This is a genomic window from Psychrobacter immobilis (genome assembly GCF_904846235.1).
Lineage (GTDB): Bacteria > Pseudomonadota > Gammaproteobacteria > Pseudomonadales > Moraxellaceae > Psychrobacter > Psychrobacter immobilis_C.
Genome location: NZ_CAJGZN010000002.1, coordinates 198,284 through 224,041, shown reverse-complemented (window position 1 = coordinate 224,041; position 25,758 = coordinate 198,284). Strand labels below are relative to the sequence as shown.

Genomic DNA, 25,758 nt, shown 5'->3' with positions numbered 1-25,758 from the left:
TTGTTGTACCCCACCATCTCCGAAGCGAGTTCTTTATGAGCAATGATCAAGATAACCTCGAGACTAAGTTATCTGATGCCAAGGCGGTTGCTGGTGGAATGCTGTCTAAAAATAAGCATGTTTCAGCTAGCGGTACTACTGCTGTTGAAGTAGCTAAGACTGGCTCAATAAAAGATTTGATTTTGTGGCTACTTGCCGCAGCTGTATTAATCGGTGCGACTCTAGTAAATCAATACTTACCAGGCTATTGGCAACCTGCCAACGATGTCTGGGTACGTATTGGTATTATTGTCGCACTTGTTGTATTTGCATTAGTCTGTTTGGCGCTAACGCATCAAGGCCGTGCTTTTAAAATATTATTAAAAGACGCTGCCGTTGAGCTTCGCCGAGTGACATGGCCAGGTAAAGATGAAACCTTTCAATACACATGGCAAGTAATTGTCGTGATTGCGATTGCCGGTTTCTTTATTTGGTTATTGGATAACTTTTTTAATTGGTTCGTTGGTATCTTTATCGGTTAATAGCACGTATTAGTGACTATTAGCGAGACATTTACTTTTAACGACTTATTTATAATGATCAGGAGCGTGATATGCGTTGGTATATTGTCCAAGCGTTTTCAGGATATGAAAAACAAGTACAACGTTCATTAACTGATCGTATTAATCGTAGTGACTTTGCTGAGTCATTCGGTGATGTGTTGGTTCCTACTGAAGAAGTCGTCGAAATGAAAGACGGCAAAAAACGTAAGAGTGAGCGCAAGTTCTTTCCTGGATATGTATTGATCCAGATGGAGATGAACGATAATACTTGGCACATCGTAAAAGATTGCCCTCGTATTATGGGCTTCATCGGTGGTACGCCTGAGATGCCTGCACCGATTACGCAAGTAGAAGCTGATCGCATTTTAAACCGTTTGAACCAGACTGAAACTGACCCACGTCCTAAGACTCTATTTGAGCCGGGCGAAGAGTTGTTGGTTATCGATGGTCCATTTACTGACTTTAAAGGGTTGGTAGAAAAAGTGGATTACGAGAAGTCTAAACTACATCTAACGGTAAACGTATTTAATCGACCTACGCAGGTTGAGCTTGAATTTAGTAAAGTGGAAAAACTGGACTAAATTAGCAAAAAATTCATCAACCGGGGAGCTGTTAGTCAATTAGGTATATACCACATTGATTTGGCGCTATCACCCATTTAGGAGAGTATCATGGCTAAGAAGATTGATGGTTACATCAAACTGCAAGTGCCTGCAGGCAAAGCAAATCCTTCACCACCTATTGGTCCAGCTTTGGGTCAAAAAGGCGTGAACATCATGGCGTTCTGTAAAGAATTTAACGCTGCGACCTCAGGCCAAGAGCCAGGTCTACCGATCCCAACTGAGATCACAGTATACAGCGACAAATCTTTTACCTTCATCATGAAGTCACCACCAGCTGCATACTTACTACGTAAGGCTGCTGGTATTGCTAAAGGTTCAGGTACACCGAACACTGCTAAAGTTGGTAAAGTTGACCGTGCACAACTAGAAGACATCGTTAAGACTAAGAATGCAGATTTAACTGCAGCTGATCTTGACGCTGCTGTCCGTACTATCGCTGGTACTGCACGTTCAATGGGTATTACCGTGGAGGGTGTATAATGTCTAAGCTAACCAAACGTCAAAAAGAAATTCAAAGCCGTATTGATAACGAAAAACAGTACACTATTGAAGAAGCGGTTCAAATCTTAAACGATTTGCCAGCGCTAAAATTCAAAGAGTCTATCGATATCGCAGTAAACTTGGGCGTTGACCCACGTAAATCTGATCAAGTAGTTCGTGGTGCAACCAACCTACCTGCTGGTACTGGTAAAACCAAACGCGTTGCTGTATTCGCTCAAGGCGCTGCTGCTGAAGCCGCTAAAGAAGCTGGTGCAGACATCGTTGGTTTTGAAGACCTAGCAGAGCAAATCAAAGCCGGTAACATGGACTTTGATGTTGTTATTGCAGCTCCAGATGCAATGCGTGTTGTTGGTCAGTTAGGTACTATCCTAGGCCCACGTGGTCTAATGCCTAACCCTAAAGTTGGTACGGTAACGCCAAACGTTGCTGAAGCTGTGACTAATGCGAAAGCTGGTCAGGCTCAGTACCGTGTTGATAAAGCTGGTATCATCCATGCAACTATCGGCCAAGTTGGTTTCACTGCTGATCAAATCGAGCAAAACGCGCAAGCGATTCTTTCTGATCTAAAGCGTGCTAAGCCTGCTACTTCTAAAGGTACTTTCATTAAGAAAATCACCTTGTCTAGCACGATGGGTCCAGGTCTAACGATCGACGCTGTTCCTTATCGTACTGCTAAATAATTAAAGTTTTTATCTTCAAATATTTTGAATGATAAACACAAACAGTTTTTAAAGAATTAGGTCAGCGTAGTATTTGCTACGCTGTCTAAGACCGTAGGTAGAGAGTAGTTTAGAGTCATAGTTAGCGATCTTCGGATAGTTGCTTATGATAATAAGTCACTTTTGTTAATCGACGACAGATGAAAATCTTAGTTGTCCTACGCAGACGGTGGCCCACACAGTTTAAGACACGAGCGAATAGGGCGATAAGGTTATTTATAATCTTCAAACTATTACTCAACGTCATTCTGATAACGGTGCCGTAATCAGTCGTTACCAGTAGATGCTTTTTTTATTAATTGAATCCACTGGTAATGTGTCGTATCAAGTCAGTCTTAGCTTACAGTTTGAGCGCATAAAAACCTTGTTTTTGGCACTTTTATTATAAGTCGATTGATAAGATTAAAGGAGTCAACTTATGGCATTAACGCTAGAACAAAAACAACAAGTTGTGGCTGAAGTGTCTGAAGTTGCTGCTAATGCTTACTCAGCAGTAGCTGCCGAATATCACGGTATTGGTGTTGCACAGCTTACTAAGCTGCGCGAACAAGCTCGTGATAAAGGTGTTGTTTTAAAAGTGGTAAAAAATACACTAGCAAAACGCGCTTTTGAAGGCACTAAGTTTGAGAGCATGTCAGACCGTATGACTGGTCCACTACTTTTGGCTTTCTCTATGGAAGATTTGGGATCTGCTGCTCGAGTCGTTTTCGACTTCAGCAAAGATAACAAAGCTTTAGAGACCAAATTAGTATCAGTCGGTGGTGAAGTTTATGGTCCAGAAGAGCTAGAGCGCGTATCGAAGCTACCAACTCGCGACGAAGCAATCTCTATCTTGATGGCTACTATGAATGCACCAGTGACCAAGCTTGTCCAGACTATGAACGCTGTTCCTGGCAAGTTCGTTCGCACTGTAGCGGCAATCAAAGACGCAAAAGAAGCTGCTTAATTGCTTGTTTTAACGTAACTTTAACATCGCTAATTTTGGTTGCACTTTATTGTCACATTAGGCAAGCAATCAAGGCGATATTAGAATCAATTAATTTTTATCAGATAACGGAGAGTTCTCATGGCACTATCTAAAGATGACGTGTTAAATGCAATCGCTGAAATGTCAGTAATGGATATCGTTGAGTTAATCAGCGACATGGAAGAAAAATTCGGCGTAACAGCTGCTGTTGCTGCTGCACCTGCTGCTGCTGGTCCTGCTGCTGCTGCTGCTGAAGAAAAAGACGAGTTTGACGTAGTTCTTGCTAGCTTTGGCGAGAAGAAAGTTGGCGTAATTAAAGCCGTACGTGAAGCTACTGGTCTTGGCCTAAAAGAAGCGAAAGATTTGGTTGAAAGCGCTCCAGCTCCAATCAAAGAAGGCGCATCTAAAGCTGAAGCTGAAGAGTTGAAAAAGAAACTTGAAGAAGCTGGTGCAACTGTTGAACTAAAATAAGTTTAACACTGTACGAAAAAAAGCTGGTAATGCCTTGCATTGCCAGCTTTTTTTTACTATAATTCGTAGCTTGACCTTTTGTGTCTGCCAACATACGTATGCAACATCACGGTGGATACCCATCAAAAGGACAGACGATATACATGCAAGCACACATGCCAGTTTTTGAAATCAGTTAATATGAGCTAAACGTCTGTAGATGTTTGGCATTTTTTTGTGTCTGCATGCTTTCCTATCAACACTATAGTTTATACTGATTCTAAAAGTTATAGTTACCCCGATTATTAATCCTGAAAAAAGCGGTATTCTTAAAAAAGCTGTTGATCATAAGTTGCCTACTTGGTGTGGCATGACTGTCGACATTCAGTCTTATAGACAGTTTGTATGTGTAGGGAACATGGTTCGGTAATAAGTAGTCTAGATGGCAAGTGGTATGGATGCAATCTTAATAGACATTATTTCCCAGCAATGTATTTGTAAAGTAAGCCTGATAGGCAATGCGTTATAGATTATATAATATTGAATTTTTTGGTTGCAACAGTCATATAGACTGATTCACTTACCATGAATATAGCAACCAACGACGAGATTAAGTGAAGTGTGCTAGGTAAGCACTGAAGAGTAAAGTAGTAATTGACAGAAAAGACATGAACTGAACACGAAGACCCGTTTTATATTATCGTTTACGTCGCCATGTTTGCATCGTATTTATGCATACTGGCCACGCTTTTAATTTGTTTCCACGTTTACTGTAAGGACTCTCGATGGCATATTCTTATACTGAAAAAAAGCGTATTCGCAAAAGTTTTGCTGAATTGCCCACTGTAATGGACATTCCCTATTTACTGTCTATTCAAGTAGATTCTTACGAGCAATTTTTGCAAGAGCACAAAAAGCCGAAAGCTCGTGAGAATACTGGTTTGCAAGCTGCGTATTCCTCTATTTTCCCAATTGAGAGTCACTCTGGTAACGCAGAGCTACAATTTGTTGAGTACTATTTAGGCACGCCTGAATTTGATGAGCGTGAGTGTATCTTACGTGGTTCAACGTTTGCTGCGCCTATGCGTGTCAAAATCCGTTTGATCATCAAAGACAAAGACAGCAAAGACAAAGATAGCAAAGCTGCTATCAAAGATATCCGTGAGCAAAGCGTCTATATGGGTGAGATGCCTTTGATGACGGCTAACGGTACTTTTATTATCAATGGTACTGAGCGTGTTATCGTATCTCAGCTACATCGTTCACCTGGTGTGTTCTTTGATCATGATAAAGGTAAGTCGCATTCAAGTGGTAAAGTGCTTTATAACGCACGTATTATCCCTTACCGTGGTTCATGGTTAGACTTTGAATTTGATGCAAAAGATTTAGTATTTGCTCGTATTGACCGTCGCCGTAAACTACTTGCATCAATCATTCTACGTGCACTTGGTCTAACGACTTCTGAAATCCTAGATTTATTCTTTGATAAAGTCGCTGTTTATAAAGCTGAAGAGACGTTTGAAATTGATCTAGTTGCTGATCGTCTACGTGGCGAAATGGCGCAGTTTGATATCGTATCACCTGAAGGTGACGTTATTGTAGAGCAGGGCAAACGTATTAACGCACGCCGTATCCGTCAGCTTGAAGAAGCAGGTATGACGAAAATTGCTGTGCCTGATGAATACCTATATGAGCGTATTTTAGCTGAAGACATCGTTGTTAATGATGAAATCATCGCTAAAGCGAACACGCCAATCGACCACGAGTTATTGGTGAAATTGAACTCATTTGAAGCCAGTGGTGCCATCAAAGAGTTCAGCATTCTGTTCACTAACGATATCGACCAAGGTAGTTATATTGCCGATACGCTACGTGCTGATAGCACCTCAAGCCGTGAAGAAGCGTTGATCGAAATCTACAAAGTAATGCGTCCAGGTGAGCCACCAACGGTTGAAACTGCTGAGAAACTGTTTGAGAGCATGTTCTTCAACGCAGATCGTTATGACTTATCAAACGTCGGTCGTATGAAGTTCAACCGTCGTCTTGGTTTAGAATTTGATAATACTGATGATCCTGATATCCAGCGCGAACGCAGTGTATTGACCAATGATGATATCGTTAACGTCCTAAAAGAACTTATCGAGATTCGTAACGGTCGCGGCGATGTTGATGATATTGACCATCTTGGTAACCGTCGCATTCGTTCAGTAGGCGAGATGGCAGAAAACCAATTCCGTGTTGGTCTAGTACGTGTTGAGCGTGCCGTAAAAGAGCGTTTAAGCTCAGCAGAATCAGACAACTTGTCACCACAAGATTTGATTAACTCTAAGCCAGTAGCGGCTGCGGTTAAAGAATTCTTTGGTTCAAGCCAGTTGTCACAGTTTATGGATCAGAACAACCCGTTGTCTGAAGTTACCCATAAGCGCCGTGTATCAGCGTTAGGACCTGGTGGTCTAACTCGTGAACGTGCAGGCTTTGAAGTACGTGACGTACATGATACGCATTATGGCCGTGTATGTCCTATTGAGACTCCTGAAGGTCCAAACATTGGTCTAATCAACTCACTAGCGACTTTTGCTAAAACCAACAGCTTTGGCTTCTTAGAAACGCCATATCGCCGTGTGGTTGATGGTAAAGTGACTGACGTTATTGAGTATCTATCAGCAATCGAAGAAGTAGGTACTGTCATTGCACAGGCTGATTCTCCAATGACTGAAGATGGCGCGTTATCTGATGAGATGGTCAGTGTACGTAGCTATGGTGAATTTGTTCGTATGCCGCCAGAAAAAGTGACGCATATGGATGTATCACCAAGTCAGGTAGTATCGGTTGCAGCAGGTCTGATTCCGTTCCTAGAGCATGATGATGCTAACCGTGCCTTGATGGGCTCGAACATGCAGCGTCAGGCTGTTCCTACGCTACGTGCTGATAAGCCGTTAGTAGGTACTGGTATGGAACGTCACGTTGCTCGTGACTCTGGTGTTTGTGTGATCGCTAAGCGTGGCGGTGTGATTGAAGATGTTGATGCATCACGTATCGTTGTTCGTGTAAACGAAGACGAGATGACTGCTGGTGAAGCGGGTATCGATATCTATAACTTGATCAAATACACGCGCTCTAACCAAAACACTTGTATCAACCAACGTATCATCGTTAACCAAGGTGACGAGATTGCTTTGGGTGATATCTTGGCTGATGGTCCTTCAACGGATCTTGGTGAGCTAGCACTAGGTCAGAACATCCGCATCGCATTTATGCCGTGGAATGGTTACAACTTCGAAGATTCAATCTTGCTATCTGAAAAAGTAGTTAAAGAAGATCGTTTCACTACTATTCATATCCAAGAATTGACTTGTGTGGCTCGTGATACCAAGCTAGGTACAGAAGAGATCACTGCTGATATTCCAAACGTTGGTGAAGCAGCATTATCAAGTCTTGATGAAGCAGGTATCGTCTATATCGGTGCTGAAGTTGACGCTGGTGATATTCTAGTTGGTAAAGTGACGCCAAAAGGTGAAACGCAACTAACGCCAGAAGAGAAACTACTACGGGCTATCTTTGGCGAAAAAGCGGCTGATGTGAAAGACACTTCACTACGCGTACCGACTTCAAGTAAAGGTACGGTTATTGATGTACAGGTCTTCACCCGTGATGGCGTTGAAAAAGACGCACGCGCAAGAGCGATTGAAAAATCGCAGCTTGATAGCTATCGCAAAGATTTGAAAGAAGAGCTACGTATCTTTGAAGAAGCAGCACGTGGTCGTATTGGTAATCTATTAGATGGCCAAAAAGTCAGCGGCGGTGCTGGTCTAAAAGCTGGTACGGTTATGGCATTGGCTGATATGAAAGATATGAGCCTTGAGACATTGCTTGATATTCAGCCAGTAGAAGAAGAAATCTCTGAGCGTCTAACGCAAATCGCTGATTACTTGGTTGATAAGCAAAAAGACATCGATGTGAAGTTTGCTGAGAAAAAACGCAAATTGACTGCTGGTGATGACTTACAGCATGGCGTACAAAAAATCGTTAAAGTATATCTAGCGGTTAAGCGTCGTATTCAGCCTGGTGATAAGATGGCTGGTCGTCATGGTAACAAAGGTGTTGTATCGCGTATCATGCCAGTTGAAGACATGCCTTATGATGAAAATGGTAATACCGTTGACATCGTATTGAACCCACTTGGTGTACCATCTCGTATGAACATCGGTCAGGTTCTAGAGACGCATTTGGGTATGGCAGCGAAAGGATTGGGCGAGAAGATTGACGGTATGCTCAAATCTCAAGCAGCGATCAAAGAGTTACGTGACTTCTTGGACAAAATCTATAACCAAGTAGGCGGTGAGCAAGTTGATCTTGATAGCTTGAGTGATGATGACATCATGGCGCTAGCAGACAACTTACGTGGCGGTGTACCGATGGGCACAGCAGTATTTGACGGCGCAAGAGAAAGCCAAGTTAAAGACTTGCTCGAGCTTGCTGGTATGGATCGCGATGGTCAGCAGACGTTATATGATGGTCGTACAGGTCAGAAGTTTGACCGTAAAGTAACCGTTGGTTACATGTACATGCTCAAGCTTAACCATTTGGTTGATGACAAAATGCATGCGCGTTCAACGGGTTCTTATTCTCTAGTGACGCAGCAGCCATTGGGCGGTAAAGCTCAGTTTGGTGGTCAGCGCTTCGGTGAGATGGAAGTATGGGCACTAGAAGCATACGGCGCGACTTACACGTTGCAAGAAATGCTAACGGTGAAGTCGGATGACGTTGAAGGCCGTACTCGTATGTACAAAAACATCGTTGATGGTGAGCAGTATATGGATCCAGGCATGCCTGAGTCGTTTAACGTACTGACCAAAGAAATCAAATCACTGGGTATTAATATTGAGTTAAAACAAAGCAACTAGCCCGTTGTTTAACTTAGTTGTCCACTAAAGGCAGTCTGCTTTATTGCTGCTGCTTTTAGTGATTTGTCTCAACCCTATTCATTGCCTTCATTCATCTTATCTGCGTCAATGGTACGCTGTCAGATGATTATAAAGATAACGGAGAAGCAACTTGAAAGATTTACTCGATATCATGCAAAGCCCTACCGGCAACGGTAACCAAGAGTTTGATAGCATTCAAATTACTTTAGCCTCACCTGACGTCATCAAGTCATGGTCGCACGGCGAAGTGAAAAAGCCTGAAACCATCAACTATCGCACGTTCAAGCCTGAGCGTGATGGTCTTTTTTGTGCCAAAATCTTTGGTCCAGTAAAAGACTTCGAATGTTTATGTGGTAAATATAAGCGCCGTAAGTTCCAAGGCGTTATCTGTGAAAAATGTGGTGTTGAAGTTACCACTGCTAAAGTTCGTCGTGATCGCATGGGTCATATCGACCTAGCCAGTCCAGTTGCGCATATTTGGTTCCTAAAATCATTACCAAGCCGCATCGGTCTATTGCTAGACATGACGCTACGTGATATCGAGCGCGTTCTATATTTTGAAAGCTATATCGTTACTGAGCCTGGTCTAACTAGTTTAGAAAAGTACCAGTTGCTTGATGATGAAGATTATTACAAAGCGCTTGAAGAGTTCGGTGATGAATTCACAGCCAAAATGGGTGCTGAAGCCGTTCAAGACCTATTAAAAGACATCGATATCGATCTTGAAATCGATGAGCTACGTGAAGCGATTCCACAAACAGGTTCTGAGACTAAGCTTAAGAAAATGTCTAAGCGTCTCAAATTATTAGAAGCATTCCGTGATTCTAATAACAAGCCTGAGTGGATGGTAATGAACATCTTGCCAGTACTACCACCAGATTTGCGTCCTCTAGTACCGCTAGAAGGCGGCCGTTTTGCGACGTCAGATCTAAACGATCTATATCGCCGTGTGATCAACCGTAACAACCGTCTTAAGCGTCTGCTTGAGCTAAGCGCACCTGACATCATCGTACGTAACGAAAAGCGTATGTTGCAAGAGTCAGTAGATGCGTTGCTTGATAACGGTCGTCGCGGTCGTGCCATCACTGGTAGTAACAAGCGTCCATTGAAATCTTTGGCAGATATGATCAAAGGTAAGCAAGGTCGTTTCCGTCAGAACTTACTTGGTAAGCGTGTCGATTACTCTGGTCGTTCGGTTATCGTTGTAGGTCCAACACTACGTCTACATCAGTGTGGTCTACCTAAGAAAATGGCACTAGAATTATTCAAGCCATTTACTTATAACAAACTATTGTCTCATGGTTTAGCGACTACAATTAAAGCTGCCAAAAAGATGGTAGAGCGTGAAGAGCCACAAGTGTGGGATATGCTGGCCATGGTTATCCGTGAGCATCCAGTACTTCTTAACCGTGCGCCAACACTTCACCGTTTGGGTCTACAGGCATTTGAGCCAGTATTGATCGAAGGTAAAGCAATCCAGTTGCATCCGCTTGTTTGTACTGCATTCAACGCCGATTTCGATGGTGACCAAATGGCCGTTCACGTGCCATTGACGCTAGAAGCGCAGCTTGAATCACGTGCCTTGATGATGTCTACCAACAACATCTTGTCACCTGCGAACGGTGATCCGATCATCGTACCATCTCAGGATGTTGTACTAGGTCTATATTACATCAGTCGCTCGTCTATCAATGCCAAAGGCGAGAGCATGATTTTTGCTACCGTTAATGAAGCATTGCGTGCAATTGGTTCAAACGATCTACATGTAAACGCCAAGATCAAAGTGCGTGTTACTGAGACGCAAATTGACGAAGAAGGTAACGAGACCAAAGAAATCAGTATCAAAGATACGGTTGCTGGTCGTCTACTTATCTGGAACATCATGCCTAAAGGTATGACGTTTGATGAGTGTAACCAAGAGATGACGAAGAAAAATATCTCTCGTTTGATCAACTCTTGCTACCGTAAAGTTGGCGTAAAAGAAAGTGTTATGTTTGCTGACCAATTGATGTATCTTGGTTTTGCTCAAGCAACACTATCTGGCGTGTCTATCGGTATCGACGACATGGTCATTCCACCACTTAAAAAGCAAATCATCGAAGTGGCAGAAGGCGAAGTTCGCGAAATCGAAGATCAGTTCGAGCAAGGTTTCGTAACTGCTGGTGAGCGCTATAACAAAGTAGTTGATATCTGGTCACGTACCAATGACAAAGTCGCTAAGGCGATGATGGACAACTTGGCAACAGATAAAGTTATTAACGCACAAGGTGAAGAAGACGAGCAGAAGTCATTCAACTCTATCTTTATCATGTCAGATTCTGGTGCTCGTGGTAGTGCGGCACAGATTCGTCAGTTGGCTGGTATGCGTGGTTTGATGGCTAAGCCAGATGGCTCAATCATTGAGACGCCGATTAAAGCTAACTTCCGTGAAGGTTTGACGGTACTACAGTACTTCATCTCAACTCACGGTGCACGTAAAGGTCTAGCGGATACGGCACTGAAAACAGCTAACTCGGGTTACCTAACTCGTCGTCTGGTTGATGTGGCACAAGATTTGGTTATCACTAGCGATGATTGTGGTACTGAAGAAGGCCTACTCATGAAACCACATATCCAAGGTGGTGAAATCATTGAGAAGTTAGGTGAGCTAGTACTGGGTCGTGTCACTGCCCGTGACGTTACTTATAATGACGATGCTGATAAAGTATTGATTCCAGCTGGTACATTGATCGATGAGTACTGGGTCAACGTCCTTGATAACAACGCAATCGATGATATCTGGGTACGTTCAGTAATTACTTGTGATATCGAACATGGCGTATGTTCACAGTGTTATGGTCGTGACCTTGCACGTGGTCATAAAGTAAATATCGGCGAATCAGTCGGTGTTATGGCCGCTCAGTCTATTGGTGAGCCGGGTACTCAGTTAACCATGCGTACGTTCCACGTGGGCGGGGCAGCGAGTTCAGCCTCTGTAGACAACAGCATCTCTGTACGTAATGCTGGTCAAGCGCACTTTGAAAACATGAAAACAGTACAGCATACTGATGGTCACTTAGTCATCGTATCGCGTTCAGCTGAAATCGCATTGACCGATGAGCTTGGCCGTGAGCGTGAGCGCTATAAAGTACCATATGGTTCAAGCGTACTTGTGAAAGACGAAGAGCAGGTTGAAGGCGGTCAAACTATCGCTAAGTGGGATCCGCATACGCATCCAATCATCACGGAATTTGCTGGTACCGCACGCTTCAGTGACATCACTGATGGTATGACTGCGACAGTTAAGGTTGATGATGCGACTGGTATGAGCTCATTTGAGATTCTAGCCACTCGTGACCGTTCAAGCTCAGCAAAAGACTTACGTCCTGCGATTATCTTGAACACTGACGAAGGCAAAGAAGTGGTTTACTTCTTACCAGCTGAAACTATCATCCGCGTAAGCGATGGTGAAAAAGTAGCAGCAGGTTCGATTCTAGGCCGTGTACCACAAGCGTCTTCTGGTACGAAAGATATTACCGGTGGTCTACCACGTGTTGCTGACTTGTTCGAAGCACGTCGTCCAAAAGATCACGCCATCATGGCAGAAATGACTGGTGTGGTTAGCTTTGGTAAAGAGACTAAAGGTAAGAACCGCTTCATTATTACTAATGAAGATGGTGAAGTACATGAAGAGCTAATCCCGAAATGGCGGCAAATCAACGTCTTTGAAAACGAGACGGTAGCACGTGGTGAAGTGATCGCTGATGGTCCACAGAACCCACATGATATCTTACGTTTGAAAGGTCAGACTGCACTTGCTGATTATATCGTCAACGAAGTACAGGACGTTTATCGCTTGCAGGGTGTAAAAATCAACGACAAGCACATCGAAGTTATCATTCGTCAGATGCTGCGTAAAGTTGAAATCACTGACGGCGGCGACTCAAGTCACTTCAAAGGTGATCAGGTCGAGTATGCAGATATCAAAGCATTGAATGCGAAGCTAGAAGCGGAAGATAAATTCCCAGTACAGTTTGAGCGTCAATTATTAGGTATCACCAAAGCAAGTCTAGCAACTGAAAGCTTTATCTCAGCGGCTTCTTTCCAGGAAACAACCCGTGTACTAACTGCGGCTGCTGTGACTGGTAAAGTAGATGAGCTACGTGGTTTGAAAGAAAACGTGGTTGTTGGTCGCTTGATCCCTGCAGGTACTGGTCTTGCTTATCATAAAGCACGCAAAGAAAAAGCAGATCAGAAGCTACAAGATAAAGATTTGAATGCAGCGTTTGATATGACTGCAAGCACTGATAGCAAAGACTTTGCAAGCTTCGACGAAGCATTTGCTCAAGAATTAAATCAAGATAATTAATCGTATTAAGTATTTTGATTCATTCTTAATTTGATAAAAAAGCCAGCCTAAGTTGCTGGCTTTTTTGCGCGTATAAAAAACTAAGAAAGGCATGGTGCTATCATCTAAAAAAATAGTACACTGGAAATACGCTCTAATTCACTATTCATAAAAGGATAATTAGCAAATGGCAGGTAAAACTCGCGTCGCCAAATATCAAGCAGATCGAACCAATCAAAAGTTATATTTCTGTCGTTTATCTTGCCAATCTGCAGGAAGTACCAATGATAAGCAGTTATACCAAGCCCATTGTGAGACTGCTATTTTTCATTTACATGGTGCTTTATTAGCATTTATTCAGGAGCTCGGTCATTTCTATAGCTTAAATATGACAGCGCCAACTTTGCTCGATATTGAACAAGCATTGAGCGAGCGTACCCAAGTATCTCCTGAGATTCAGCGTCTGCAGCAATTACAGCAGCAAGGTTTTATCGCCAATATAGAACGTGCTTATCAGCGCTGTCTGTATGCAGTACCACCAGATACTATCGTCGATGAAGCGCTAAGCAGTCATTCAGCGTCGCCAGACTTGATTGTCAATGTTGTCACTTTATCTAATCAATGGCTGCCTGATGAGACCACAATACGAGAATGGCGTAATCAGCTTTTAGAGCTGATTGAACAACTGCGTGCAGGTATGGTTGAATTCTAATAGTAAGTGCACTAGAAAATTTATTTGTTGATCACTATTTATTGAACCATTTGAAAGTATGATTAAGTAGGGTAGGCCATAGTCTACAGCGCATAAAAAAGGCTTATTCAGTCATTACTGAATAAGCCTTTTTCTTATTAATTAAGAATGGTCTTGTTTATTACTCAGGCATCGGAGGCATACTTTCAACGGGCGTCACTGTTAATGGATTTTCCGGTACGCTATCATCACTACGGTTGCTACTTGGTTTCGTTGATGCTGGAGTGCCCGTCTCTTCAGTAGGCTCTGGAACCGAAGGCTTACGCTGCTGAGTTTGAGTCTTAACTGGTTTCGCTGATTTATTGGAGGTATCGTTAACTAGGACGCCATCATCAGTCATCTCTATGATACTTTGCTGTTGTTTTCTGGATTTTGAGCGGTTATTGATGGATACCCACTGGCTTGGCGTGTCTTTCAGCTGAGCTTTCATAAAGTCCACCCAGACTGGCAGCGCTGCTACACCACCGTATTCACGGCGGCCCATAGTAGATGGTTGGTCAAATCCCATCCATACTACTGTCGCATTGGTAGGATGGAACCCAGCAAACCACGCATCTTTGGCCTGATTGGTGGTACCAGTTTTGCCACCGATATCATTGCGACCTAATGCCTTTGCTCTTACCGCTGTACCGCGTTGGACTACATCGCGTAGTATATCTGCCATCTCAAAAGCCACTCTAGGTTGCAGTATGCGCGGTGCTTGTTTGGCTCTTACATATTGTACGGCAGGCGCTTTTAGGCGGTCTGACTGTGGACCTGCGTTATATACCGTTAAATCAAGCTCTTTATCTGTTGTTTCGCTAACATCATTGTTTTCTAATGATGAATTATCGGCAGTTATTTCATTAGTGCTATCATCAAGCGCTTCAATTGACTTCTCATACTCTTCAACTAAGCTGCTATTAACCTTTTCAAGTTTTTCGTTAAAGCATAGTGCACATGCTTGACGTGGATTTGCCTGAAACAACAGCTCGTTCTTATAATTGTAAATTTGTTCAATAAAGTAAGGTTGGACACGATGACCACCATTCGCGAAAGTTGAGTAAGCCGTGGCCATTTGTAAAGGGGTGGCTTGTCCTGCTCCAAGTGCTAATGACAAGGTTGTTGGTAGCTTTTCTTTATCAAGACCGAATTCATCTAATAGGTTGCGCGTACTTGAGATACCGATCGCTTGTAACAAGCGAATAGATACAAGGTTACGAGACAAATATAAACCACGACGTAAAGTGATATCACCTAAGAAACGTTCATCAGAGTTTTTCGGTTTCCAATCACCTACTTGGATAGCTCGGTCAGACACGATGGTATCTGGGCGATAACCCTTTTCTAAAGCGGCCGTATAAACAAGCGGTTTAATGGTTGAGCCAGGTTGACGCCAGCCTTGTAGAGCGCGGTTGAATTTACTGTGGTTAAAATCAAAGCCACCAACCAATGCATTTACAGCGCCAGTCTCTGGATTCAACGAAACCAAACTGCCTTGGATTTTAGGTATTTGACCTAATTGCCAGTTGCCATTCGAAGTAGGTATCACACGAACGATATCGTTTTTCTTAACGACTTGACTGGCATTGCTAGGGTAATAACCAATACGGTCAGCAGAAATATATTTACGTGCCCACTTCATACCAGACCAATTAACGGTCACTTCTTCACCAGATTGTAGGACTGCGTCAAAACTACGAGAATTGACTTTAGTCACTTTGGCAGGAGACATGTTGCTGTAGCGTTGGAAGTTTTCAAGAGGCTCATCATTTGCTTCAGCCCCGCGCCAACCATGGCGATGCTCATAGGCAATTAAGCCTGTTACTACTGCTGCTTCTGCATCTGTTTGTGCTTTACTATCTACTGTGAGACGTACGCGCCAGCCACCGTGCATGACTTGATCGCCATAACGTTCGACCAAAGAAGCGCGCGTCATTTCTGCCAAATAAGGCATATTTACATCGAGCTTTTCTTTATATAGGTTGATACCTATAGGGGAGTTGACCGCTTCATCGTACTGAGCTTTAGTAATATAGCCAAGCTCATGCATGCGTCCAACGATCCAGTTGCGGCGAGTCAGTGCACGGCTAGGATTGGCAACAGGATTATATTTAGAAGGGGCTTTTGGTAGACCGGCTAACATGGCCATTTCAGCAATGGTTAAATTGTCTAATGACTTACTATAGTATTTTTTGGCCGCAGCACGAATGCCGTAGGCACCTTCGCCCAGATAGATTTTATTGACATATAGCGTCAAAATATCATTTTTACTCAGCTCGTCTTCGATTTTCCGCGCCAAAAACAACTCTGTGAGTTTGCGGTTTAAAGTACGCTCTGGACTTAAGAAATAGTTTTTAGCGACCTGCATCGTAATGGTAGAGCCACCGGTTTGACCATCGTCATCAGTGACTGCTTCGGTGACAGCGCGACCAAGACCTTTAATACTGATTCCGCTATGCTGAAAGAAAGAAGCATCTTCGGCCGCTAAAAAAGCATGAGTTAAATCTTCAGGAATCTCATCAAAACTAACTGGTAATGATAAACGATTGCCGTATTGGCCGATTAATTTATCATCACTACTATAAATCTGTAATGGCATTTCTAATTTGGCTGTTTTAATTTCTTGCGTACTAGGTAGGGTTGGCGATAGATACATGGCCATCCCATAAAAACCAATAGGTACAGCAAGTGCTAGAACAACTGCCAATGCTAGGCAAGCGATAAAGAGTCCCACCAAAAAGCGAATGAGACGAGCGGTAGCATTTGTTTTGGCCATAATAAGACTTATTAGTTAGAATTTGTAGCAGACAATATTATTATACATTGAACAAAATAGGCAGGTCATAATAAATGTGTAAGTTGGCCTTAATATATTTTTAAATGCTTGAATCTATCAATTAAGTAAAGTATTGTATTGAATTATTACAAATAACTACCAGATTGTACACTTAATATAAGGTATAGAGCTAGTGAGGCTATTTACTTCCAAAAGTCGACATTTGATTGGCGTGGATATTTGTGCCACTTCAGTAAAGTTGGTTGACATACAGCGTCAGCAAGGCATGTTCCACCTAAAATCTTATGGTATTGAAAGACTACCGGAAGGTATCGTGGTCGATAAGATTCTAGTAGATACAGAAGCTGCCGGTAATATTATAACGAGCTTGGCAAGACGCTGCCAAGTCGCGGGTAGCAATGCTGCGACCGCTGTTTCTGGCTCTGCAGTGATTACTAAAATCATTGATATGGATATGACACTCAGCGATGTAGAGCGTGAGGCGCAAATACGTTTAGATGCCGACCAGTATGTGCCTTATCCATTAGAAGACGTCAATCTAGACTTTGAAGTATTAGGACCGTCTTTGGTTAGTGAAGATATGGTTCAGGTGTTGCTTGCTGCTTCTCGTTCAGAGAACGTCGACCAGCGTGTCGATGCTTTAGCCTTTGGTGGCTTGCAAACGAAAGTCATGGATATCGAGTCTCATGCAATCGAGCGTGCGTTTGGATTGATGGTGGATAGCCTTCCAAACGTACCAGAACTAGTAGCATTGGTAGATATTGGCCACAATCAAACCACATTATACATCGCTAAGAATGGTGAGTTTATTTATAGTCGTGAGCAGTTATTTGGCGGTGCTCAGCTGACCGAGGCAATACAAAATCGCTATGGCCTATCAGCAGAAGAAGCGACACTAAGTAAACGCGAACGTACCTTGCCTGATGACTACTATCCTGAAGTACTAACCCCTTTTATAGAAAATACCATTCAACAAATCACTCGCTCTTTACAGTTTTATTTTTCATCAAGTCAATATAGCAGTATCGATCATGTGGTGCTTGCAGGAGGCAGCAGTTCTATTGCAGGTCTCGCTGGTATGGCACAACAAAAGCTGGGTGTAACTGTCAGTGTTGCCAACCCTTTTACCAATATGACTATTGCGCCAAATATCGATAATGAGCAACTGGCGGTTGATGCGCCAAGCTTAATGGCTGCATGCGGTCTTGCGTTAAGGAGCTTTGACTAATGGCTCGTATTAACCTTTTACCTTGGCGACAAGAAGAGCGTGAACGTCGTAACAAAGAGTTTATGACTTTAATAGTGGCGGTGACGTTACTGACCTTGTTAGCAGCCTTTGCTTCATGGAGTTATTTCAACAATGAACTTGATGAGCAGCTTGATGCCAATGCATTGATCGAACAAGAAAATACTCGCTTAGACACCGCATTGACCGAGATTGACAGTTTAGAGCAGCGCCGTGAAGACATTATTTCACGCATGCAAGTCATTCAAGACTTGCAGGGGCGACGTCCTGTGCCTGTACGTTTATGGGATGATTTGGCAAAAGCTATTCCACCAGCACTTTATCTAAATAACCTTAAACGTGAAGGTGATACGCTAACTTTGACAGGCTTAGCGGACAATCCAAACATTGTGTCCAGCCTGATTCGTAACCTTGATAACAGTAAATGGATGGGCAACTCAGCAGTAAGTAACATTCAACAGAATATTAGCGCTTATGAGGCTGCTCCAGTCCTCAATAATACGGTTAATACTGGTGAGCAGGCGCGACCTGTTTATCCTGAAGACAGTTACGTACAGTTTGTAGTAACGACTAGAGTACAATCGGAAACTCCGACTGCTGCTGACACCGATACTGGTCTAGGAGGAGCGTTATGAAGCTTATCCGCAAAAAGAGCCTCTCTAAAACCAAAAAATCTGCTTTAAAGCCAAAAAAGCAATTCGATTTAAATGAGTTTCGCCGTAGTTTTGAGTCGCTAGATTCAGAAAACTATGGCAGTTGGCCATTGCCTGTCAAGGTGACAGTGATTGGTCTTATCATCACTTTTATCGCAGCATTGTCATGGGCATTACCCATCAGTAGCAAAATCGATGAGATCAATGCGGCTGAAAGCCAGCAGCAGACCTTGCTTGATAGCTACCGTGAAAAAGAATCTCGCGCACGTCATTTAAAAGCGTATCAGGCACAAGTTGTCCAAATGGAAACTGAATTTAATACTTTATTGGATCAGTTGCCGAAAGATACGCGTGTGTCAGAATTGGTAGAAGGCATAAACATGACAGGCGTTGGTAGTAATATCCGTTTTCAGGATATTTCAGTAGAGCCTGAAATTGAAAATGAATTCTTTATTGAGCAGCCAATACGTATCGCGGCTTTGGGTGAATACCATCAGTTTGGTAGCTTTATCAGTGGTCTTGCTGCACTGCCTCGAATTATTACGATGCATGATTTTGAAGTTAGTAACCCGCAGCCTACATTGGATGTTTTGCCAGAGCTTAACTTAGTCTTGCAAACTAAGACTTATCGCTCTAAAGAAGCGGCTCCTGAAGGTGATGCCGCCGCCGCTACTGATGCAAATGCAGGAGGCAACTAATGAATATCCAAAGAATGCCCATGCTATTGGTTTTAAGTGTCACTGTTTTATCTATGACAGGGTGTAGTGACCGTATAGGTATGGCAGAGCAGGCAATGACCGATATCCGCAACCAGCCTGCACAGCCTATTGAGCCGCCGCCTAAAGCCGAACTGGTAGAAGATTTTGTATATAGCGCAAGCTCGCAACGTAGTCCATTTTTACCACCGAGTTTAGTCAATGTGCAAGGCCCGACCACTCCTATAGATGGTGTACGACCAGATATCAACAGAATCAAAGAACCGCTTGAGCAGTATGAACTGTCGCAATTGGTCTTCCGAGGTGTGGTGATTTCGCCCGAAGGTCAGCGATATGCATTGATACAACGTCCCGATGGTTCGGTTGCGAGTGTTAAAGTAGGCGATTATCTTGGATTGAATGACGGCCGTATTGTTGAAATCACGCCGACCCAGGTTAACTTGATTGAAATTGTGCCAGATAGCCGTGCAGGGTTTGTAGAAAAACCCCAGTCGCTGGTATCCCCTATAAGCTAAGTCGGCAGATTTTTTGAGGAATAAATAATGACAGTACGCAATAACAAGGTAATGATGATGAGCAACCGCATGTCTTCTGCTTTTGCCATTTCAGCACTGGCAGTCAGTATGGTGGCTGTGACTAATAGTGCTCATGCTGCACAGCGCATCGATAATGTCTCTGTAGTACAGACCGCACCTGCAGTGACGCAAATGCGTTTGGGCTTTACAGGATTGCCAGTATTGCCTGCAGCCTATCAGCTTGATAATCCTAGTCGCTTAGTCCTAGATTTCGAACAAGTACAGAATGGGCTTGCTAGTCGCTTTAATGAATATAATATCGGTGCGATTAATGACGTTACTACGCTAAGTAGTGACAGTACCACGCGCCTCATCGTTGGTTTAAAAGAATCAGGAAATTATACAACAGCGATTGAAGGCAATGATTTATTGCTGACCATCACTGACCCTAATCGTCCAGTTATTACCAGCGACCCGATTCAAGATGTGCTCAATAACAATAATAGTATGACAACAACCGCGGTCGTTACGCCTATCGTTGAGAGTTCTACCGTACCAGTGGCGCCTGTACGTACCACAAGCAAGGTAGTCGTGAAGAACGAAGTACCAGCTGATACGATGGTGGTCAGAGTCAATCCGCTTTTGAATCCTCAATTGGCTGCTTCGCAAGTAAGCAAGCAGTATAGCTATGATGGGCTAAGCGCAGTCAATTTTTCAGCAGGCAGTGATGGTGGCGGTAATGTCAGTATGGTACTGGCTAACGAAGCTATTCCAGTAGATGTGCAGCGCCAAGGTAATAAACTTGTTGTACGTTTGACTGGTAGTACGGTTCCGAGAAACTTGTTACGCCGATTGAATATTAACAGCGGTCTTGTTGGTAGTATTGATACCAAAAACCAAGGTCAGAATGGCGTCGTTACCATCAACATGAATGACGATTATGAGTATCAAGCCTACCAATCAGGTAATCAGTTAAATATTGGTATTAAAAAGCCTGAGCTGTTACGTGAGCCGACGTTGGAAGAAAGAGTCTATAGTGGCGAACCGCTATCTATGGAATTCCAAGATGTTGAGGTTCGTAGTGTCTTAGATATTTTGGCGCAGTTTACTGAGATGAATATCGTGGCAAGTGATTCCGTTGCTGGCAACATCACTTTGCGTTTGATTAACGTTCCTTGGGATCAAGCCCTCGATATTATTTTGAAAAGCAAAAACTTGGGTAAGCGTGAGAATGGTAATGTGATTTTGGTTGCGCCTTCTACTGAGCTGGCTGAGCAAGAAGCACGTGAACTAGAAGCACAGCAAGCTGTTCAATCTTACGCACCTTTGCGTACTGAGTACATTCGTTTAAGCTATGCAAAAGCACAAGATGTTTTAACCCTTATTTCGCAAGGTAGCGGCGCGACTGGTAATAGTAGTGGCCTCGCAAATCGTGAGGATAATAATACATTGTTATCCAATCGTGGGACGGTAACGGTTGACGAACGTACCAATACTTTGATTATCAAAGACGTTGCTGACAGTATCGAAAACATCCATAAACTAATCAGCAAAATTGATATTCCTGTTCGTCAGGTCATGATTGAAGCACGTATCGTCAGTGCAACTGATAGCTTCAGTAAAGAGATTGGTGTTCGTTGGGGTATCTTGTCAAATGGTGCAGCTAATAACCGTAGCTTATTGGTCGGTGGTAGCAACCAAACACTAGCTGATCTTAAGGACTTTGATATAGAGACGACGACCGTAAATGGTCAGACCGTTTCTTATCCTTCTTATGACATTACTAGTCCTGATAACCTAAACGTTGATTTAGGCGTCTCTAACCCAGCTGGTAGTATTGCCTTTGGTTTGCTCAGTATGTCTGACGTAATGCTTGATCTTGAATTATCAGCACTGCAGGCGGATAACCGTGGTGAAGTTATTTCTACACCAAAGATTTTGACCGCAGACAAGCAAACAGCAAAGGTTTCTTCTGGTACTCAGATTCCGTATCAAGAAGCATCAGCCAGTGGTGCAACAACAACCAGCTTTAGAGAAGCTGCATTAAGTCTAGAAGCGACACCAAATATCACACCTGATGGTAAAATTGGTTTGCAATTGGTCATTACCAACGGCACGCCGACAATCATTAATAATCAGGTTGCTATCTCTGAGGATTCTATATCAACCAATGTTATTATTGAAGATGGTCAGACAGTGGTGCTAGGTGGCGTCTTTAAAAACCGTACCAATAACGAAGTAACGAAGGTTCCTTTCTTAGGTGATTTGCCTTATATTGGTCGTGCTTTCCGTAAAGATGTACGAAGCAACAACAAAGAAGAGCTACTTATTTTCGTAACTCCAAAGCTTATTAATGATGGTACGAGTCGTCTGAACTAATCATAAATTGTTTAGCTAGTTACTAAAAAAAGTAAGCCATAGTGCTTGCTTTTTTTATGCGCGAAATTAGTGGTTTTAGCGTTGTAATACCTATGTATGTACCGATGAATGATGCACTCTAAATTTTACTCACAATAATCACGGCTCATTACTAGCCAGAATAACAATGACGTTGTATCATACCTAATTTAGCTGAGTAAGTATTATGGGGCAGGAATTACCGTCGGTGTTTTTAGTGGGTCCGATGGGAGCAGGGAAGACGACAATCGGAAAACTGCTTGCCAAGCAGTTAGGTCGCACTTTTGTAGACAGCGACTGGTATATTGAATCGCAGACAGGTGCCGACATTGCTTGGATATTTGCCAAAGAAGGTGAAGCAGGTTTCCGTGAGCGTGAAACGCGTGCCATTGATGAATTGACCCAAAACTCTCAAATCGTTTTAGCGACCGGTGGCGGTGCAGTCATGTGTGCTGAAAACCGAGAGTTCCTAAAACAGCGTGGCATCGTCGTTTATCTTAACGCACCTGTCGAGGTGCAACTAGCCCGTACCTCTAAAGATAAGTCTCGACCGTTATTGCAGCAGCCTAATCCTAGAAAAATACTGCAAGATTTATATAGTGCTCGCGATCCACTCTATCGCCAAGTCGCCCATATTATTATGCCTACTGGTCACACGTACCCACGCCACATGGTCAATCAATTGATGCAGCAGCTAGAATCATTCGTCGATTGCACTACCGACGCCTCAGCGCACCAAGAAGATTAGTAATAGACTGGCAACTACGATTGATATGCAGACTCAATTACTTTTACCTCATCGAAAATGCTTTAGGAGTATCACATGGTAATGCCGTTTCATGATGGCCTAATAGTTCATACGCAAAGTCATGATTATCCTATTGTCATTACTGAACAATCTACGACTAAACATAGCAGTATGGCGAAGCAAGTCGCACCTTATATTAAGGGTTGCCAAGTATTGATCGTTACTAATGACACTGTGGCACCTCTGTACTTGCAAGCATTAGAAGATGAGCTAGCAGAGCAGTTTGTGGTAAAGGTGTGCGTACTGCCAGATGGCGAACAATACAAAAATCAGGCAAGTATTGATCAGATTTATGATGCGCTAATGACAGAACACTTCAATCGCGATGTGACACTTATTGCTCTTGGTGGTGGTGTAGTCGGAGATATGACTGGTTTTGCTGCTGCTAGCTTTATGCGCGGTGTAAACTTTATTCAAATTCCAACGACACTATTGTCACAAGTAGATTCTAGTGTTGGTGGTAAAACGGGTATCAATCATCCGCAAGGTAAAAATATGATTGGTGCTTTTTGGCAGCCGCAAATGGTGCTTGCTGATATGAGTACGCTTAAGACACTGCCTGCGCGTGAGTTATCGGCTGGAGTGGCTGAGATTATTAAATATGCCCTTATCATGGATGAGGCGTTTTTAACGTGGCTTGAGGCAAACTTGCCTGCAATGATGGCGCTTGACTTGGCAGTACTTGGTGAAGCTGTAAAGCGCTGCTGTCAATACAAAGCCGATGTAGTGGCACAAGACGAAAGAGAGTCCGGTGTGCGCGCGCTATTGAACTTTGGTCATACTTTTGGTCATGTGATTGAAACGCATGAAGGCTATGGCAATTGGTTGCATGGCGAAGCAGTGGCGGCTGGCATGGTACAAGCAGCTGAGCTATCGCAAAAGATTGGCTGGTTAACTGCTGATGAAGTTGTACGTATTAAGCGTGTTTTAGAATTGGCAAACTTACCTATTACGCCACCAGCTATCGATGTAGACACTGCTCTAGACTTAATGGGACACGATAAAAAAGTGAAACACGGACAAATCCGCCTAATTTTGTTAAAATCAATTGGCGATGCGGTAATGACTAATGAGTTTGACAGCCAGTTATTGCATGAAGTTTTGTCAAAACATAGCGCGTAACGTTTTAAAAATTATCGTTTATATATTTATACTAAAATCTCGTACTTATAGCCGACTGGTTAGCTGTACCTCTGTTTAAATAAGCATTTATATCATGCTGTAAAACATGTGTTTACCAAGGACCGCCTCATGGCAACATCAAAAACAAAAACGCGTACTGCTAGCCAATCATACAGTCGTCAAGCACTGATTTGGCTAATAGTGACCCTACTTTTAGGGGTGGTCACAGCGTTAGTATGGATGTTTAGTCAAACGCCAGCCATGGGTGCCAAAATTGAAAATGCACCGATATCAGCGCCAGAGATTTTGAATGAAGAGTTTGAGCAACCACTAAAAGTTGAATCGCTACATGAGTTAGATACGGATGTACAACCGATTAACTTTGATGCAACGATTCGAGATTTGCGCGATTATCCTGATGAGTTTAAAGATAAGCGTTATCTGCTGGCTAACAAAGGCAAGTGGACTGTTCAAGTAATGAATGTCGCTGAAAATGATGTGATTGTTAGTTACTTAGAAGGCCGTCAAGATCGTGATAAATTCGCTTATTTCCGTTATCTTGATGATGAAAAGCAAGTCCGTTATATGCTGACTTATGGGATTATGAGTAGCCCGCAAGAAGCGGTAGGAGCAGCAAAGTTAATAGACTTTAAGTTACCTACAAACGTACGTGTACTGCCAGAAGAGATTAATCGGTATGTCAGTATCATTGATAATTATGAGCGTCCTGATCCAGTAAAAGATCTAAGTACAAAACGTACACGTGCTGTTGATTTGAAACCTACTAAGCGCGAAGTGCCTGCTCGTTTGCAAGAAGAAGCTGATGACGCCGCTGCTCAAGCTGCTAGTGCTAACAGTAATCGAAGTAACCAAGAAAGCAACAATAGTAGCACCACTCAAGAAAGTATTCGTCAGTCGGTAGATACCTCTGCCACGCTGTCTGTTAGCGAAGAGCGTACGGTTGGTGGTGAGACGCAGACAATATCTGAAACATCGCCAAAAGACGAAAACAACGCAAGTAAGCCCACGCCAGAAAACAAAAAGCCTGCGGCACCGGTGGAGAGCAGTACCAGTAAGAAGCCACCAGTCGTGCCAACTCCTAAGCCCCCTAGTAGCACAAACAACAATTCAAATGCTAATGGCAAAAGTACTAACGCTAATCCTCCCAAAAATAATAGCGATAGTATAAAAGCGCTAATAGAAGATAAGAGTAATTAGTTTTTGTCTGATTAATTTAACCCACTAGCTATCTGGTCAGTGGGTTTTTTTAGCACTATACAAAATAGTTTTATCGTCACAATAAGCGGCAAGCTACTACTGCTAAGTATTATCAAAGCCTTTTGCTAACTGTCATTTATATGGTTTGCATTAAAATTTTAATAGCAGTTTTATTTGTCTCATAACCAATAGTAATAAGTCCTCTTACAATTTATGGCTGATGAATCGATAGAAAAGACTAGATTTTTCGACAATCATTAACTAATATAACTGTGGGCGACGTTCTGTATAGTTATCGTAAAAAATGTCTATTTAACAACTATTTAGTGGTTTTTTCTTAGTTTTTAGAGTTCTTTACTAAATATTATTGTCTCAAGCGCGGTTACTTACTATCTATAATAAGGTTATCGTAAGTGACGCAACCTCTCTTATTGTCACTCTTTTTAGGGTAAAAAAAGTGCTTGAATACAGAGCGTCAGATATTCAAGATAAACAAGTG

General features: G+C 42.8%; 18 protein-coding genes. 17 read left to right on the top strand and 1 reads right to left on the bottom strand.

Translation table 11 applies throughout. From position 1 onward, the window contains the following. The first annotated feature begins 35 nt into the window (after window positions 1–35). From secE to JMX07_RS02155, 9 genes are all read left to right on the top strand, one after another. Window positions 36–521: a preprotein translocase subunit SecE gene (gene secE / locus JMX07_RS02195; protein WP_057761731.1), complete on the top strand. Its 486-nt coding sequence runs from the start codon at window positions 36–38 to the stop codon at window positions 519–521. 71 nt (window positions 522–592) lie between these two features. Beyond that, complete coding sequence (gene nusG / locus JMX07_RS02190) at window positions 593–1,123, top strand: transcription termination/antitermination protein NusG (protein WP_057761729.1); 531 nt, start codon at window positions 593–595, stop codon at window positions 1,121–1,123. A 90-nt stretch (window positions 1,124–1,213) separates the two neighbouring features. After that, a complete protein-coding gene (gene rplK / locus JMX07_RS02185) occupies window positions 1,214–1,645 on the top strand; it encodes a 50S ribosomal protein L11 (RefSeq protein ID WP_057761727.1) in 432 nt (143 codons plus the stop codon). Next, window positions 1,645–2,346: a 50S ribosomal protein L1 gene (rplA, locus tag JMX07_RS02180; RefSeq protein ID WP_057761725.1), complete on the top strand. Its 702-nt coding sequence runs from the start codon at window positions 1,645–1,647 to the stop codon at window positions 2,344–2,346. Before rplK ends, rplA begins: the two co-directional genes overlap by 1 nt. A gap of 457 nt (window positions 2,347–2,803) precedes the next feature. Further along, window positions 2,804–3,331: a 50S ribosomal protein L10 gene (rplJ, locus tag JMX07_RS02175; RefSeq protein WP_057761724.1), complete on the top strand. Its 528-nt coding sequence runs from the start codon at window positions 2,804–2,806 to the stop codon at window positions 3,329–3,331. A gap of 120 nt (window positions 3,332–3,451) precedes the next feature. Beyond that, a complete protein-coding gene (rplL, locus tag JMX07_RS02170) occupies window positions 3,452–3,823 on the top strand; it encodes a 50S ribosomal protein L7/L12 (RefSeq protein WP_057761722.1) in 372 nt (123 codons plus the stop codon). Between the two features lie 764 nt (window positions 3,824–4,587). Then, on the top strand, window positions 4,588–8,706 hold the full coding sequence (gene rpoB / locus JMX07_RS02165; RefSeq protein WP_201572590.1) for a DNA-directed RNA polymerase subunit beta: 4,119 nt from the start codon (window positions 4,588–4,590) through the stop codon (window positions 8,704–8,706). A 151-nt stretch (window positions 8,707–8,857) separates the two neighbouring features. After that, complete coding sequence (gene rpoC, locus JMX07_RS02160; RefSeq protein WP_102090387.1) at window positions 8,858–13,075, top strand: DNA-directed RNA polymerase subunit beta'; 4,218 nt, start codon at window positions 8,858–8,860, stop codon at window positions 13,073–13,075. Between the two features lie 166 nt (window positions 13,076–13,241). After that, window positions 13,242–13,766, top strand: a complete 525-nt coding sequence (locus tag JMX07_RS02155) for a DUF6586 family protein (protein WP_201549320.1) — start codon at window positions 13,242–13,244, stop codon at window positions 13,764–13,766. Window positions 13,767–13,926: 160 nt separating this feature from the next. Here the strand turns inward: JMX07_RS02155 and JMX07_RS02150 are convergent, their stop codons facing one another. Continuing rightward, a complete protein-coding gene (locus JMX07_RS02150; protein WP_201605978.1) occupies window positions 13,927–16,563 on the bottom strand; it encodes a penicillin-binding protein 1A in 2,637 nt (878 codons plus the stop codon). Between the two features lie 193 nt (window positions 16,564–16,756). On the opposite strand from JMX07_RS02150, the gene pilM reads away from it, so the two are divergent. The 8 genes from pilM (at window position 16,757) to JMX07_RS02110 (ending at window position 25,259) form a co-directional block, all read left to right on the top strand. Then, window positions 16,757–17,812, top strand: a complete 1,056-nt coding sequence (gene pilM, locus JMX07_RS02145) for a type IV pilus assembly protein PilM (RefSeq protein WP_101204296.1) — start codon at window positions 16,757–16,759, stop codon at window positions 17,810–17,812. Beyond that, window positions 17,812–18,465, top strand: coding sequence for a PilN domain-containing protein (locus JMX07_RS02140; RefSeq protein WP_201572584.1), 654 nt, complete (start codon window positions 17,812–17,814; stop codon window positions 18,463–18,465). Before pilM ends, JMX07_RS02140 begins: the two co-directional genes overlap by 1 nt. After that, a complete protein-coding gene (locus tag JMX07_RS02135) occupies window positions 18,462–19,181 on the top strand; it encodes a type 4a pilus biogenesis protein PilO (protein ID WP_179799317.1) in 720 nt (239 codons plus the stop codon). The genes JMX07_RS02140 and JMX07_RS02135 overlap by 4 nt, the downstream gene beginning before the upstream one ends. Then, window positions 19,181–19,714, top strand: coding sequence for a pilus assembly protein PilP (locus tag JMX07_RS02130; protein WP_165598124.1), 534 nt, complete (start codon window positions 19,181–19,183; stop codon window positions 19,712–19,714). The genes JMX07_RS02135 and JMX07_RS02130 overlap by 1 nt, the downstream gene beginning before the upstream one ends. A gap of 27 nt (window positions 19,715–19,741) precedes the next feature. Next, entirely contained in the window at window positions 19,742–22,093 is a 2,352-nt protein-coding gene (pilQ, locus tag JMX07_RS02125; protein ID WP_201605977.1) for a type IV pilus secretin PilQ, read from the top strand. Between the two features lie 205 nt (window positions 22,094–22,298). Further along, window positions 22,299–22,859 (top strand): shikimate kinase AroK, encoded by a 561-nt coding sequence (gene aroK / locus JMX07_RS02120; RefSeq protein WP_102093188.1) that lies wholly within the window; start codon window positions 22,299–22,301, stop codon window positions 22,857–22,859. A gap of 75 nt (window positions 22,860–22,934) precedes the next feature. Continuing rightward, window positions 22,935–24,041 (top strand): 3-dehydroquinate synthase, encoded by a 1,107-nt coding sequence (aroB, locus tag JMX07_RS02115; RefSeq protein ID WP_201605968.1) that lies wholly within the window; start codon window positions 22,935–22,937, stop codon window positions 24,039–24,041. A 129-nt stretch (window positions 24,042–24,170) separates the two neighbouring features. Then, window positions 24,171–25,259, top strand: a complete 1,089-nt coding sequence (locus tag JMX07_RS02110; protein WP_201605966.1) for a hypothetical protein — start codon at window positions 24,171–24,173, stop codon at window positions 25,257–25,259. The last annotated feature ends 499 nt before the right edge of the window (window positions 25,260–25,758 follow it).

Bases quoted from the DNA above. Each gene is read 5' to 3' on its own strand.
- rplA (WP_057761725.1), top strand. From the start codon at position 1,645: ATGTCTAAGCTAACCAAACGTCAAAAAGAAATTCAAAGCCGTATTGAT.
- rplK (WP_057761727.1), top strand. From the start codon at position 1,214: ATGGCTAAGAAGATTGATGGTTACATCAAACTGCAAGTGCCTGCAGGC.
- JMX07_RS02140 (WP_201572584.1), top strand. From the start codon at position 17,812: ATGGCTCGTATTAACCTTTTACCTTGGCGACAAGAAGAGCGTGAACGT.
- aroB (WP_201605968.1), top strand. From the start codon at position 22,935: ATGGTAATGCCGTTTCATGATGGCCTAATAGTTCATACGCAAAGTCAT.
- JMX07_RS02150 (WP_201605978.1), bottom strand. From the start codon at position 16,563: ATGGCCAAAACAAATGCTACCGCTCGTCTCATTCGCTTTTTGGTGGGA.
- JMX07_RS02130 (WP_165598124.1), top strand. From the start codon at position 19,181: ATGAATATCCAAAGAATGCCCATGCTATTGGTTTTAAGTGTCACTGTT.
- rplL (WP_057761722.1), top strand. From the start codon at position 3,452: ATGGCACTATCTAAAGATGACGTGTTAAATGCAATCGCTGAAATGTCA.
- rpoB (WP_201572590.1), top strand. From the start codon at position 4,588: ATGGCATATTCTTATACTGAAAAAAAGCGTATTCGCAAAAGTTTTGCT.
- aroK (WP_102093188.1), top strand. From the start codon at position 22,299: ATGGGGCAGGAATTACCGTCGGTGTTTTTAGTGGGTCCGATGGGAGCA.
- JMX07_RS02135 (WP_179799317.1), top strand. From the start codon at position 18,462: ATGAAGCTTATCCGCAAAAAGAGCCTCTCTAAAACCAAAAAATCTGCT.
- rplJ (WP_057761724.1), top strand. From the start codon at position 2,804: ATGGCATTAACGCTAGAACAAAAACAACAAGTTGTGGCTGAAGTGTCT.
- secE (WP_057761731.1), top strand. From the start codon at position 36: ATGAGCAATGATCAAGATAACCTCGAGACTAAGTTATCTGATGCCAAG.
- pilQ (WP_201605977.1), top strand. From the start codon at position 19,742: ATGACAGTACGCAATAACAAGGTAATGATGATGAGCAACCGCATGTCT.
- JMX07_RS02110 (WP_201605966.1), top strand. From the start codon at position 24,171: ATGGCAACATCAAAAACAAAAACGCGTACTGCTAGCCAATCATACAGT.
- JMX07_RS02155 (WP_201549320.1), top strand. From the start codon at position 13,242: ATGGCAGGTAAAACTCGCGTCGCCAAATATCAAGCAGATCGAACCAAT.
- nusG (WP_057761729.1), top strand. From the start codon at position 593: ATGCGTTGGTATATTGTCCAAGCGTTTTCAGGATATGAAAAACAAGTA.